Origin of the sequence: Vibrio sp. Vb0598 (assembly GCF_033338935.1) — a bacterium.
Lineage (GTDB): Bacteria > Pseudomonadota > Gammaproteobacteria > Enterobacterales > Vibrionaceae > Vibrio > Vibrio alginolyticus.
The window spans coordinates 91,374-105,563 of sequence record NZ_JAWOTP010000011.1; the positions used below are offsets into that span (position 1 = coordinate 91,374).

Annotated in this window: 11 protein-coding genes; 1 reads left to right on the top strand and 10 read right to left on the bottom strand. The window is 46.0% G+C overall.

The window, feature by feature from the left end; all coding sequences use genetic code 11:
- Positions 1–59: 59 nt before the first annotated feature.
- From R7Q38_RS12995 to rlmD, 4 genes are all read right to left on the bottom strand, one after another.
- Complete coding sequence (locus R7Q38_RS12995; protein WP_021034029.1) at positions 60–1,700, bottom strand: CTP synthase; 1,641 nt, start codon at positions 1,698–1,700, stop codon at positions 60–62.
- 205 nt (positions 1,701–1,905) lie between these two features.
- Positions 1,906–2,709 carry a nucleoside triphosphate pyrophosphohydrolase gene (gene mazG, locus R7Q38_RS13000; protein WP_005383780.1) on the bottom strand — a complete coding sequence of 268 codons (804 nt, stop codon included), beginning with the start codon at positions 2,707–2,709 and terminating at the stop codon, positions 1,906–1,908.
- 208 nt (positions 2,710–2,917) lie between these two features.
- Positions 2,918–5,137, bottom strand: a complete 2,220-nt coding sequence (relA, locus tag R7Q38_RS13005; RefSeq protein ID WP_005380915.1) for a GTP diphosphokinase — start codon at positions 5,135–5,137, stop codon at positions 2,918–2,920.
- A 123-nt stretch (positions 5,138–5,260) separates the two neighbouring features.
- Positions 5,261–6,580, bottom strand: a complete 1,320-nt coding sequence (rlmD, locus tag R7Q38_RS13010; protein WP_239938375.1) for a 23S rRNA (uracil(1939)-C(5))-methyltransferase RlmD — start codon at positions 6,578–6,580, stop codon at positions 5,261–5,263.
- Between the two features lie 192 nt (positions 6,581–6,772).
- On the opposite strand from rlmD, the gene barA reads away from it, so the two are divergent.
- On the top strand, positions 6,773–9,571 hold the full coding sequence (barA, locus tag R7Q38_RS13015) for a two-component sensor histidine kinase BarA (RefSeq protein WP_005383774.1): 2,799 nt from the start codon (positions 6,773–6,775) through the stop codon (positions 9,569–9,571).
- Between the two features lie 69 nt (positions 9,572–9,640).
- On the opposite strand, the gene acpS is transcribed toward barA, so the two are convergent.
- The 6 genes from acpS to lepB form a co-directional block, all read right to left on the bottom strand.
- Positions 9,641–10,021: a holo-ACP synthase gene (acpS, locus tag R7Q38_RS13020; protein WP_005380927.1), complete on the bottom strand. Its 381-nt coding sequence runs from the start codon at positions 10,019–10,021 to the stop codon at positions 9,641–9,643.
- Positions 10,022–10,031: 10 nt separating this feature from the next.
- Positions 10,032–10,766: a pyridoxine 5'-phosphate synthase gene (pdxJ, locus tag R7Q38_RS13025; protein ID WP_005384579.1), complete on the bottom strand. Its 735-nt coding sequence runs from the start codon at positions 10,764–10,766 to the stop codon at positions 10,032–10,034.
- Positions 10,763–11,494: a DNA repair protein RecO gene (gene recO / locus R7Q38_RS13030; RefSeq protein ID WP_005384578.1), complete on the bottom strand. Its 732-nt coding sequence runs from the start codon at positions 11,492–11,494 to the stop codon at positions 10,763–10,765. The genes pdxJ and recO overlap by 4 nt, the downstream gene beginning before the upstream one ends.
- A 115-nt stretch (positions 11,495–11,609) precedes the next feature.
- Positions 11,610–12,572, bottom strand: a complete 963-nt coding sequence (era, locus tag R7Q38_RS13035) for a GTPase Era (protein ID WP_239938374.1) — start codon at positions 12,570–12,572, stop codon at positions 11,610–11,612.
- Entirely contained in the window at positions 12,565–13,242 is a 678-nt protein-coding gene (gene rnc / locus R7Q38_RS13040) for a ribonuclease III (RefSeq protein WP_005380932.1), read from the bottom strand. Before rnc ends, era begins: the two co-directional genes overlap by 8 nt.
- A gap of 21 nt (positions 13,243–13,263) precedes the next feature.
- Positions 13,264–14,163: a signal peptidase I gene (gene lepB / locus R7Q38_RS13045; protein WP_005380933.1), complete on the bottom strand. Its 900-nt coding sequence runs from the start codon at positions 14,161–14,163 to the stop codon at positions 13,264–13,266.
- Positions 14,164–14,190 lie beyond the last annotated feature (27 nt).

Below are 14,190 nucleotides of genomic sequence, written 5' to 3' on the forward strand. Positions count from 1 at the left end.
AAATATAAATGTCAATCTTAAAGGGCAGCAGCACAACCTTCGCCGCCGCCCGTATCCTTTTACTTCTCGAATTCGCCGCGTGCGTTTTGGCCCGCAGCCTTAACAAAACCTGCAAACAATGGATGTCCATCGCGAGGAGTCGAGGTGAATTCTGGGTGGAACTGAGCCGCTACAAACCATGGGTGAGCTGGGTTCTCAATCATTTCCACTAACTTCTTGTCCGCAGATAGACCTGATACTTTTAGGCCTGCTTTTTCGATTTGCGGACGAAGCACGTTATTCACTTCGTAACGGTGACGGTGACGTTCATGGATCGTCGCGCTACCGTACAGTTCACGAGCTTTAGTCCCTTTCTCTAGGTGACACAGCTGTGAACCAAGACGCATCGTACCGCCTAGGTCAGACTTTTCAGTACGCTCTTCTACGCTACCTGATTCGTCTACCCACTCTGTGATCAAACCTACCACAGGGTACTTAGTCTCTTTGTTAAATTCTGTTGAATGTGCACCTTCCATACCCGCAACGTTACGCGCGTATTCGATTAGTGCAACTTGCATACCCAAACAAATACCTAGGTAAGGCACGTTATTTTCACGTGCATATTGAGCCGCACGGATCTTGCCTTCAATACCACGATCGCCGAAGCCACCTGGTACTAGGATTGCGTCCAAACCTTCTAGAAGTTCAACGCCTTTTGTTTCGATATCTTGTGAGTCTACATACTTAATTGTGACGCTTAGGCGGTTTTTCAAGCCAGCGTGTTTAAGCGCTTCGTTCACAGATTTGTATGCATCTGGTAATTCAATGTATTTACCAACCATACCGATGGTTACTTCACCAGTAGGATTTGCTTCTTCGTAGATAACCTGTTCCCATTCAGAAAGGTCTGCTTCCGGAGCAGTAATACCAAAGCGAGCACACACAAGGTCATCTAGACCTTGAGATTTAATCAACTGAGGGATCTTGTAGATAGAGTCTACATCCTTCATTGAAATTACTGCTTTTTCTGGAACATTACAGAACAGTGCGATTTTTTTACGCTCATTCGCAGGAATAACGCGATCGCTACGGCAAACTAGGATATCTGGCTGAATACCGATAGATAGAAGTTCTTTTACAGAGTGTTGCGTCGGCTTAGTTTTCACTTCGCCCGCTGCCGCTAGGTAAGGAACAAGTGTTAGGTGCATGAACATTGCGCGCTCACGGCCTAGCTCAACAGCTAGCTGACGAATCGCTTCCATAAATGGTAGTGATTCGATATCACCAACAGTACCGCCAACTTCAACGATAGCCACATCATGGCCTTCAGAACCTGCAATAACGCGATCTTTGATTGCGTTAGTGATATGAGGGATAACTTGAATAGTTGCGCCTAGGTAGTCACCACGACGTTCTTTACGAAGTACGTCGGCATAAACACGACCTGCAGTGAAGTTGTTACGCTTGGTCATCTTGGTACGGATGAAACGCTCGTAGTGACCAAGGTCAAGGTCAGTCTCTGCGCCATCTTCTGTAACGAACACTTCACCGTGCTGAGTAGGGCTCATTGTGCCCGGGTCAACGTTGATGTAAGGGTCAAGCTTCATCATAGTCACTTTAAGACCACGAGCTTCTAGAATAGCCGCAAGAGATGCTGCTGCAATACCTTTACCTAGAGAGGATACAACCCCGCCAGTAACAAAAATGTAATTTGTCGTCATGTTTAACCTGAAATTGGTTGAATGAGGGAAATGGAGTGCTTCTGGACGGGAGATAAATATACCAGAAGCTCCTTACCGCCACAACGTGAAATCTATCACACCGTAATTTTTTATTTTTTGCTTCAAATCAAAGTGAGCAAAGACAAACCAAAGTCCGTTTTCGTGTAACCAAACAAGCTGACCTTATATTATGTATTCTGCCAGTTTACCTCTGCCTCGATTCTTCTTGTTTTACTTCATCCCAAAAATGGTCAAGTTCTGATAAAGAACAATCTGTAAGTACTTTGCCTGACTGCTGGACCTTGCCTTCAACTTGTTTAAAACGTCGCGCAAACTTTACGTTTGCTTTTCCTAGCGCGACTTCTGGGTTTTTATCAAGGTGGCGAGCCAAATTGACAGTCGCAAATAGCAAATCACCGAGCTCCAACTCAACTTTCTCTTCATCGGGCTGAACTTGCAGTGCCTCTTCCATGACTTCGTCAATTTCTTCTCGTACTTTATCGACAACCGGGCCAAGTGAATCCCAATCAAACCCAAATTTTGCACATTTTTTCTGAATTTTTGTAGCACGAGAAAGTGCCGGTAAAGAGTTTGGTATTGAGTCTAGGATACTTTCTTCCGCTTTGCCTACTAGGGCTTTTTCTTTTGCTTTTTCCGCTTCCCAGTTCGCGTTAATTTCCTCGTCAGATTCAAACTCAACATCTGAAAAAACATGCGGGTGGCGACGAGTCAGTTTTTCGTTCACGGTTTCGACGACATCCGAAAAGTCGAACAGCTCTTGCTCTTTCGCTAGCTGACTGTAAAAAATCACCTGAAACAACAAATCCCCTAGCTCTTCTTTTAGATTGGGCCAATCTCGATTTTGAATCGCGTCCACCACCTCGTAGGTTTCTTCTATTGTATGCGGAACGATGGTGTCAAAGGTTTGTTTTAAGTCCCAAGGGCAACCGTTTTCGGGGTCACGCAGCTTCGCCATGATTTGTTCTAATTGTTCAATTGGATGACTCATTTTTTGTTCCTTTAAACCTTTCTATTAAAGAAAAAGGTGAGCAGCCAAAACCACTCACCTTCTACATTATATTTTCTCAGCAGCTTTCACTAAGTAATTGTTACTTTGACAAGGCAACAAGTTTTCGCGACTCCTGAGCATGGTTCACCATGTGATGGAGCAAGTGCGTACAGTCAACAACGCTACAACGATAACTATGACGAGAGTTTTAGCCAAGGCGTTTCACCGTCATGACATCCTTAATCTGTTCCACACGCTTCGAAACCCGCGAAAGCACCTCAATATTGGTGACTTCTAGGTCAAAGTCCATGATGGCAAGTTGACGTCTGTAGTCGACTCGGTTCTTCATACTGGTCACTTTGATCTTTTCGTTGGCGAACAGTGTCGTAATGTCTTTGAGTAGACCACCTCGCTCCATCGCTTCAACACGCACGGTGAGGATGTATGACCCCACAAAGCCGCTGCCCCAGACCGTATCGATGATGCGCTCTGGCGCATGATGGCGCAGTTCTTCTAGCTGTTCACAGTCACTACGGTGTACTGAAATCCCACGACCTTGCGTTATGTAACCAGAGATATCATCACCTGGAATCGGCTGACAGCAACGCGCTAGGTGCGTCATTAGATTATCGACACCTTCTACAACGACGGCGTCTTTTTTCGGTCGGCTTTGCGCTGGTGATTTGTGCTCTGCTTCTTGCAGTTTTTCCAGTGCTTGCTGGTCTTCTTCCTCTGCCGTTGGCTTGTTAACTAACGCGTTGATATGGTTAATGATTTGGTTGATGCGCAAATCACCGCTACCTACCCCAACATACAATTCATCTGGTGTTTTGACGTTAAACCGCTTGAGGGCGTAATGCTCTGCATCTTTTAACGTTGCGCCAATTTTGGCTAACTCATGCTCAAGGATTTCACGACCTGCTTCAAGGTTCTTCTCACGGCTTTGTTTTCGGAACCAGGCGTTAATTTTGGCACGCGCACGACCAGAATGAACGAAGCCTAATGATGGGTTTAACCAGTCACGTGATGGGTTAGGTTCTTTCTGAGTGATAATCTCGACTTGGTCACCCATATGTAATTTATGCGTGAACGGCACAATACGACCTCCGACTTTGGCACCGATACAACGGTGTCCCACTTCGGAGTGAATGTGATAGGCAAAATCTAGCGGCGTTGCCCCCATTGGCAAATCGACAACATCACCACGTGGTGTAAAGGCATAAACACGGTCATCAAAGACTTGGCTACGCAGCTCATCGAGCATTTCGCCAGAGTCAGACATTTCTTCTTGCCAATCCAGTAGCTTACGCAGCCACGTGATCTTCTCATCATAACCGCTTCGGCTGCTTGCCCCTTCTTTATATTTCCAGTGCGCTGCAACACCCAGCTCCGACTCTTCATGCATTTGCTTGGTACGAATCTGGATCTCGATGGTTTTGCCTTCTGGCCCTAGAATTACTGTATGGATCGATTGATAACCGTTTGGTTTAGGGTTAGCAACGTAGTCATCAAACTCGCTCGGTAGGTGCTTGTATTTGGTGTGAACTACGCCTAAAGCCGCGTAACAATCTTGCAGTTTGTCCGCGATGATACGCACTGCTCGCACATCAAACAGCTCATCAAAGGCCAAACTCTTTTTCTGCATTTTTCGCCAAATGCTGTAGATGTGCTTAGGTCGACCACTCACTTCGGCATTGATGCCCGACACTTCCATTTCGTGCGTGAGGTCTTCAACAAAGTCTTTGATGTACTGTTCACGAACAATGCGTCGCTCAGAAAGCTGTTTGGCAATTTGTTTGTAAGTTTCCGGTTGTTGGTAGCGGAAAGCGTAATCTTCAATTTCCCATTTCAGCTGACCGATGCCTAATCGGTTTGCTAGCGGCGCATAGATGTTGGCACACTCTTTTGCCGCCGCACGTCGAACTTCATCTGGCGCTTTTTTAACTTCAATAAGATTACAAATTCGTTCCGCGAGCTTGATAACTACGCAGCGGAAGTCATCCACCATGGCAAGCAGCATACGGCGTACGTTATCTACCTGAGATGACGCTGCACTGCCTTCCATGTTGACGTTGAGTTGGCCAATAGCAGCCATTTCTTCAACGCCGTCGATTAATTTTATGATTTCTTTGCTGTATTTCTCTTCCAGAATTTCTCTGTTAAAAGCACCACTTGAAACCAAAGGAAACAGTTGAGCAGCCACTAAAGTGGCTTGATCCATAGACAAGGTGATCAAAATTTCGATCATTTCTCGTCCACGCCACAACAACAGCTCCGCTTGCTCGTTATCAGCTAATACCGTCTGGCAATCTCGATATACTTCGATTAAGCGTGAGGCTGTGTTTTTCTCTTGTCCTAGGCTAGCCACCCAGTTTTCGAGTTCAAACTGTTCATCTTGGTTTAAATGCGCGCTTCTTACCGCAACCATCTCATCATCCTAATTATTATATTCGTGTGGTTTGACTAACACCGTCCAGGTTAGTTCTTTTTACCGCGCGTACACGCTGGCTTTATGACCACCCACCACAAATAAGGGGTCAAAGTCCTAAAGTTAGGACTTTTCAAACAATGCCATCGATTCTAGATGACTGGTATGAGGGAACATGTCCAGCATACCTAATTTCGTTAATTTATAGCCTTGCTCTATCAAGCTTTGACTATCCCTAGCAAGGGTAGCAGGATTACAAGAAACATAAACTACACGCTGTGCGCCAAGCTCAGAAACTTGATCGATGATCCCACTCGCTCCCGCGCGTGCCGGGTCTAATAATACTTTATCAAACCGCTCTGCGGCCCAGGCTTGGCCTTCAAAATCTTGCTCAAGGTTAGCGTGATAAAATTGCGCGTTATTGATTTGGTTCAAAGATGCATTGTTTGTGGCTTTTTCTACCATCTCTGCAACACCCTCTACTCCAACCACGTGCTTAGCTAATTTCGCAACTGGTAAACTAAAGTTGCCTAAACCACAGAACAAATCTAACACTCGGTCACTCTTTTGTGGGTCTAACCACTCAACCGCTTGCTTGACCATTTGTTGGTTTACACCTTGGTTTACTTGAATAAAGTTATTTGGTGCAAAAGGGATTTTCACTCCAGCTTCTTGATAAAAAGGTATATCGCCTTCGATAAGGTCTAATTGTTCTGTCGATGGCATCAAGTACAACGATGCGCCATGACGTTTTGCCAACTCCGTTAGAGATTGAGTTTCACTCGTTGTCAGAGCGCTCAAGTGGCGCAGCGTAATACACGGCCCATTATCACCAAGTACCAGCTCTACATGACCCAATTGTTCAGGCTTTTTGAACGCTTTTAGGGCTGAGTAAATCTCTGGCAGCAAAACATTCAGTTCCGGTGCCAGCACTGGGCAATCGGTCACTTGCGCAATTTGCTTACTCTGCTTTTTACGGAAACCAAAATGTAGCTGACGTGTTTTTTTATCAACAAACAAGCTCACTCTCGCACGGCGACGGTAGGCCTGCGAATATCCCAATAACGGGGCATCTAGTTCAATGTCACTGCCTGAAAATTTTCGCATTAGCTGACGCAACGTTTGCTGTTTGTACGTCAATTGTTGGTCATAATCTAGATGCTGCAAATCACAGCCACCGCACTCATGATAATGTGGGCAAAATGGCTCCACACGAGCTTCACTCGGCTTAAGGATTTTAATCAACTTACCGCGAGCGTATTTGCTCTTTTCTTCCACCAATTGAGTGACCACCTCCTCACCCGGCAGTGCTCCATCGATAAACAATGGCTTCTTTTTGAGGTAAGCAATGCCTGCGCCGTGGTGATCTAAACGCTCTACTTGCACTGCTTGGTGCCGAGTATTGAGTTGGGTTTTCTTTTTCGGTTGAAAGATGCGTGCCATGCTCTATGCCTGATTTATGTGTAATTGCTCTTCGGCTTCACTATTCTTGATTGCAGCCGTTGTGTGATTCGAGTGACTTGATTATGCTTACCGTTTATTCGGTGACGTCACTTCTTTGCTCAAGGCTTTATCGTGCGCTTGAGAAATAATGCGTTATTTTCCCATATCCAGACTCCGATGTAATTAGATAACATGACCAGATATGGCTTACGAGCACGTGTAATTACACTAACTCTCGCTCCCACTCTCATTATTGGTTTATTACTGAGCGGCTTTTTCTCATTTAACCGCTACCAAGACCTTGAGAAACAAGTTATCACCACTGGTAACAGCATTATTGAGCCGCTGGCGATTGCCAGTGAAACTCATCTACTATCAGAAAGCCGAGAGGCGGTACGTCGCTTGATAAGCTACGCGCACCGCAAAAACTCCAAACTGGTTCGTAGTATCGCGGTATTTGATGAACATCATGAGCTCTTTGTGACCTCTAACTTTCATCCTAATTTTGAAGCCTTGATGTTTCCCAAAGATAAACCGATCCCGCAACTGGGTAATTCGGAAATCTACGAAAACTCACTGATATTGCGTGTCCCCATTTTGTCAGAAGGTCACTACTTAGCGGAGTTGTCGAACGAAAGCCAAGGCACAAAAGCGATTGGTTACATCGCCGTCGAGTTAGATCTCTCCTCCTTGAGGCTGCAACAGTATCAAGAAGTCTTCTCTGCGTTTTTAGTTCTGGTTCTCGGTCTTGGCTTAGCAAGTGTGTTTGCTTCACGTCTAATGCACGATGTGACCCAACCTATCACCCACATGAAGAATGTCGTTGACCGCATTCGCCGCGGTCATCTTGATGTGCGTATCGAAGGCAAAATGCACGGGGAGTTAGACCAGCTAAAAAATGGCATCAACGCCATGGCGGTATCGTTATCAGAATATCACGTGGAGATGCAGCACAGTATAGACCAAGCCACGTCCGACTTACGTGAAACGCTTGAGCAGCTAGAAATTCAGAACGTTGAGCTGGATATCGCGAAGAAACGCGCGCAAGAAGCGGCCAGGGTTAAGTCAGAGTTCTTGGCAAACATGTCGCACGAGCTGCGTACTCCGCTCAATGGGGTGATTGGCTTTACTCGTCAAATGCTTAAAACGCAGCTTTCTAACAGCCAAACGGATTACCTACAGACGATTGAGAAGTCGGCGAACAACCTGCTGAATATCATCAATGACATTCTCGACTTCTCGAAACTTGAAGCGGGTAAGCTGGCGCTGGAAAACATTCCTTTTGATTTCCGAGAAAGTTTAGAAGAGGTAATTAACCTACAAGCCACAAGTGCACATGAGAAAGGGTTAGAAATTACCCTAAAAGTGGACCCTAAAATTCCACCGGGTTTAGTTGGGGATCCACTACGTATTCAGCAAATTTTGACGAACTTAGTCGGTAACTCAATCAAGTTTACCGAGCGAGGCAACATTGATGTTAGCGTAGAAATGCGCTCTCAATCAGGAGACTCCGTCGAACTGCAATTCATGGTGCGTGATACAGGTATTGGTATCTCTGAGCGTCAGCAAGCGCAGTTGTTCCAAGCCTTTAGCCAAGCAGATGCAAGTATTTCACGTCGTTACGGCGGTACTGGTCTTGGTCTGGTTATCACTCAGAAACTGGTGAGCCAGATGGGCGGCGAAATCAGTTTAACCAGCCGTCTACACCAAGGTTCAACCTTCTGGTTTACGGTGCGCTTGCACTCAACCGAGATGCCAATGAGCGAACTGATTGAAGTGGAACTTCTGACTGGGAAGCAGTTACTGCTGATTGAACCAAACATGCAAGCCGCATCCGTAACCCAACAGATTCTGAGTCAGGAGGGTATTTTAGTAACCTACCGCTCTTCGCTACCAAACAACGAAGAACAATATGATTATGTATTGTTGAATTTAGCGGCCAACCAGACTCACGATGCGGAAGTTATTACACCTTGGATAGAACAAGCGAAACGTATGGCTCCGAGTGTTCTCCTAGGGACACCGAGTACCGAATTGGCGCTTGCGGACCAAATAATGACAGAGCATCACGTCCAGTGCCTGACGAAGCCATTGTCTCGCCGTAAGTTGCTACAAAGCCTGATTAGCGAACATGTAGAATCGCCACCTGTATTAAGCGCTCCAATTACGCCAAGCGAAGGGGACCGTTTACCTCTGACTGTACTAGCAGTGGATGACAACCCTGCAAACTTGAAGCTGATCTCTGCACTGCTCCGCGAACGAGTAGAAACCGTCACCGCCTGTAGCAATGGCCAGCAAGCGGTGAACCTGGCGACAGAGAAAAAGTACGATTTAATCTTTATGGATATCCAAATGCCACAAATGGATGGGGTGACCGCTTGTAAGCACATTAAAGAGCTGGAGTTAAATAAAGACACGCCAGTGATTGCGGTAACGGCGCATGCCATGGCAGGGGAACGAGACCGCTTGCTCTCAGCAGGAATGGATGACTACTTGACCAAACCTATTGAAGAGCATGTGCTGCAACAGGTTTTGGTTCACTGGAACCCAAATGCTTGTACAGAGAGCATTGGCAAAGTCGCCCCTTCATACGTTGATGAACCTGAAGGAAGCGCACCACAACCCGTTTCTTCGCCTCAGCAGGATGTGATTATTGATTGGCAAGCAGCCTTAAAACAGAGCGCGAATAAAGAGGATCTCGCTAAAGACATGCTGCGCATGTTGATTGAGTTCATCCCTGAAGTAGAAGCAGTCGTTGACCAAGCTCTGGAGCAAGAAGATATCTCCCGTGATGACCTAATTCATGTCATCCATAAGCTGCACGGCAGTAGTTCATATTGTGGCGTTCCAAGACTGAAGTCACTCTGTGCGACGCTTGAGCAAGCACTGCGCTCAGGGGTCAGTCTTGAGGAAGTTGAGCCTGAAATGTTCGAGCTGCAAGATGAAATGATTAAAGTAACAACAACCGCAAAGTTATACCTTGAACAGTGATCTATTGAAGAGAAACAAAAGCCAGAGCAAATGCTCTGGCTTTTTAGTATTTTGTTTAAGACTTACAAGCTAGGATTCAAAAATGACCGTCGCCACAGCGTAATGACGCTCATCGGAAATGGACAGGTGAATGTGGTTAACGCCCATCGCATCCGCTATTTGCTTGGCTGTGCCCGTCAATGCGAGCACTGGTTTTCCAAGCTCATCGTTCGAGATGGAAAAGTCGTGAAACGTGACCCCTTTTGCGATCCCTGTTCCCAATGCTTTTGAGGCCGCTTCTTTAACTGCAAAGCGCTTAGCAAGATAACGACCTTGCAGCTTAAGCTGTGAGAATTTGGCCATTTCTTCTTCTGAAAGAATCCGCTGAGCAAAAGGTTCACCACTACGAGCTAACGCTTTTTCAATACGCTCAATTTCTGCAATGTCGGTCCCTAACCCTATAATCGCCATCTAGATAGCCCTATGACTGGCGAGCCTCAATCATCAGTGCTTTCATGTCAGCAACCGCTTTATTTAAACCATCAAATACTGCGCGACCAATGATTGAGTGACCAATGTTGAGTTCGTAAATTTCTGGTAATGCAGCAATTGGTGCGACATTGTGATAAGTCAGGCCATGCCCGGCATTAACAATAATACCTAGGTCATGTGCATAACTCGCACCAGCAGCAATCTTCTTCAGTTCAGCTTGCTGTTCGTCTTCTGTCGTCGCATCTGCATAGTGGCCAGTATGTAGCTCAATAAACGGAGCGCCACACTTTTTCGCAGCTTCAATCTGTTGACGGTCAGCATCAATAAAGAGCGAAACTTTAATGCCGGCATCTGTCAGCTTTTTCGTCGCAGCTTTAATTTTTTCAAGCTGCCCTACAACATCTAAGCCACCTTCCGTCGTCAGTTCTTCACGCTTTTCAGGCACTAGACACACAAACTCTGGTTTAGTTTGCAGCGCAATCTCAACCATTTCGTCCGTCACTGCCATCTCTAGATTCATACGCGTTTGAATGGTTTCACGCAGAATACGTACATCACGATCCAAAATATGGCGACGGTCTTCACGTAAGTGGATAGTGATACCGTCCGCGCCTGCACGCTCTGCAATTTCAGCAGCGTGAACAGGATCTGGGTATTTTGTACCACGTGCATTACGTAGAGTGGCAATATGGTCGATATTGACGCCTAAATAAATTGAGCTCATTTTCCGTTACTCCGTGCTCTGGGGGTCTGAATGAAAAATTCACGACTTTTTAAAGGTTTGCCGCCAAGATACGGCTTTAAGGCTATACGTGTAAAGCGTTTTGCCGCTTTTAGCTGCTCTTTAGTGACGAACCGCCGCTCACTGATAGCAATCAGTTCATTCCCTAAAAACGTGAGGTTATCGCGCCTAACCGAAGCAATAAACCCTTTCTGTTCCCGGTAACGATAGGTCATTTCTGGATCGACGGGCTCGCCGGTACCTGCACAATGCAAAAAATCCACGCCATACCCCATCGCAGACAGCAAGGCTAACTCAAAACGACGCAGTGCAGGCTCAGGGTTCTCGTTGTGCGCCAACTCGGTTAACGCATGCAAATAATCATGAAATAGTGCTGGCATCGGCACTTCAGCCATCAAAATACGGCCAATCAGTTCATTGACGTACATGGCTGAGTAGAGATTAATGCCCGTTAACGGCAAACCTAGACTTATCGGCTCGGCTTGACGCAAAGTTTTCATTGAGCCTTTCCCCGACCATTTAAGTAATAGCGGGGTAAAAGGTTGCAATGCGCCTTTTAAGTTCGAACGCTTACTGCGCGCGCCTTTGGCCATTAAAGTCATTCGGCCATATTCCTCACTAAATACATCAAGGATTAAGCTCGATTCACTGTAAGGGCGTCGGTGCAATACAAAACAGCGCTGTAAACCTTCGGAAGACAGATTACTCATCTAAGTCATTGTGCCTAAAAAGTGTGAAATAAAAAATAAGGAGCCGAGCGGCTCCTTATTTTAATCGATACTGATGTTTCATCGATGTTGGAGCGAAGCACCTTCGCAGCCAAGATTATAAATCGTCTATATAACCCAACGATCGCAACGCTCGTTCGTCGTCTGCCCAACCAGATTTCACTTTTACCCAAGTTTCTAGGTAAACCTTACGACCGAACAATTCTTCCATATCTAAACGCGCTTCGCGACCAATGGTTTTAATCTTCTCGCCGCCTTTGCCAATCACCATTTTCTTCTGGCCATTACGCTCAACAAGAATCAATGCATTGATGTGGAAACCGTCGGTTTCTGGGTTGTAATCAAAACGTTCAATCTCAACCGTTACTGAGTATGGCAGCTCTTCACCAGTAAAGCGCATCAGCTTTTCACGCACAATCTCAGACGCCATAAAACGCTGAGAACGGTCAGTCACGTATTCTTCTGGGAAGTGATGCGTTGCTTTAGGTAAGTGATTACGCACGTGCTTACGCAGTACGTCAATGTTCTTACCTTGCTTGGCAGAGATTGGCACAACATCCACGAAGTCCATCTTCTTAGACATATCCGCCATGTGTAGCATCACGTCGTTACGATCTTGTACGTTGTCGACTTTGTTTACACAAAGCACAACTGGGAAGTTCGATTTTTGAAGTTTGGTCAGCACCATCTCATCGTCTTTAGTCCAATGCGTACCATCGACTAAGAAGAACACAAGGTTTACATCACTCAATGACGAGTTAGCTGCACGGTTCATCAAACGGTTAATCGCACGCTTTTCTTCAATGTGAAGTCCAGGCGTGTCAACGTAAATCGCTTGGTAATCGCCGTCCGTATCCACACCCATAATACGGTGGCGTGTCGTTTGCGGCTTACGAGAGGTGATCGAAATCTTCTGACCCAAAATCTTGTTCAAAAGTGTCGACTTACCTACGTTTGGACGACCAACAATAGCAATAAAGCCACAGTGTTGGTTTTCTGGCGAGCTTGGCTCACCTTGTGATGCGAAAAACGCATCGATATCGAATTCGTTATCAGCCATTTGTTAATTGCTCAAGTGCTGTTTCAGCAGCCGCTTGTTCTGCCTTGCGGCGGCTGGTGCCTTTACCGATTACAGGCTTATCCACACCTGCTACTTCGCACTCAACCGTGAACTCTTGGTTGTGCGCTTCACCTTTAATATTAGTCACTGTGTAGACAGGCAGCGGTTTTCTTCTGCCTTGTAGGAACTCTTGTAGGCGAGTTTTCGGATCTTTCTGTGAAACGCCTGGTTTAATGGCTTCAAGGCGTGACTGATACCAACTCAGTACAATGCCTCGCACAACTTCAAGATCACTGTCTAGGTAAATTGCGCCAATAATGGCTTCAACCGCATCGGCTAAAATAGAGTCTCGGCGAAAACCGCCACTCTTCAATTCACCTGGACCTAATTTTAAATAATCTCCTAGATCGAATTCACGACCCAGTTCCGCCAATGTATGTCCGCGAACCAAAGTAGCACGCATGCGGCTCATGTCACCTTCGTTCACTTTTGGGAAACGATGGTACAGATCATCAGCGATGACAAAACTTAAAATTGAATCGCCCAGAAACTCAAGACGTTCATTGTGCTTACTGTTGGCGCTGCGGTGCGTCAGCGCCAAATTGATAAGCCCGGCATCTTGAAACTGGTAGCCGAGCTTTCTCTCTAGTTTATCAATTGGAGAATTCATACTCTCTCGATATTTGAATGGTTAGTGAATGCCACCGATGCGGTTAAAACGCACACCAGTTGGAATCCATGAAGGTAGAACACTATCTGCGCCACGATCAAACTCGAAGCTGATCCAGATCGCGACAGCTTTACCGACTAAGTTTGCTTCTGGAACAAAGCCCCAGTAACGGCTGTCAGCACTGTTGTCACGGTTATCACCCATCACAAAATACTGACCTTGTGGTACAACCCACTCTGTCGTGCCGCTGCGTGGGAAATATTGCTCCACGCGGTTACGCACAAGAGGGTTAACCAAAATATTGTGCTCAACGTTACCCAATTTTTCATCCAGTTGGATCATTGGAATACCGTTCGAGCTAAACTGACTTTCTTCAACATTGCTCAGTTTAACTGGCTTACATGCCGATTCGCCTTGGCTTTGCACGCAAAGCTGCTTATCACTTGAATAACGCACGATATCACCAGGTAAACCAACTACACGCTTAATGTAGTCCACACTTGGTTGTGGTGGGTATTTGAAGACCACGATATCACCACGCTCAGGCTTACCAGTTTCCACTAGCTGAGTACGCCATACTGGGTCTTTTAGACCGTACGCGTACTTCTCAACTAAAATGAAATCGCCAACCAGCAAGGTAGGCATCATTGAGCCTGATGGGATTTGAAATGGTTCGTAGATAAAAGAACGTAATACTAAAACGAACGCGATCACAGGAAAAATAGAGACGCTATTTTCAACCCACCAAGGCTGACGCTCAACTTTTTGCAAGGTCACTGCATCCAAACCATTAGACGTCTGAGCTTGAATCTCAGCCAGTTTTTCCTGACGCTTTTTCGCGAAAACCAGCTTTTCCAATAGCCAAACCACGCCAGTTACCAAAGTCGCAATAACCAACATCAGTGAGAATGTATTCGCCATTAAATTCCCTTATCTAAAAATACGAAA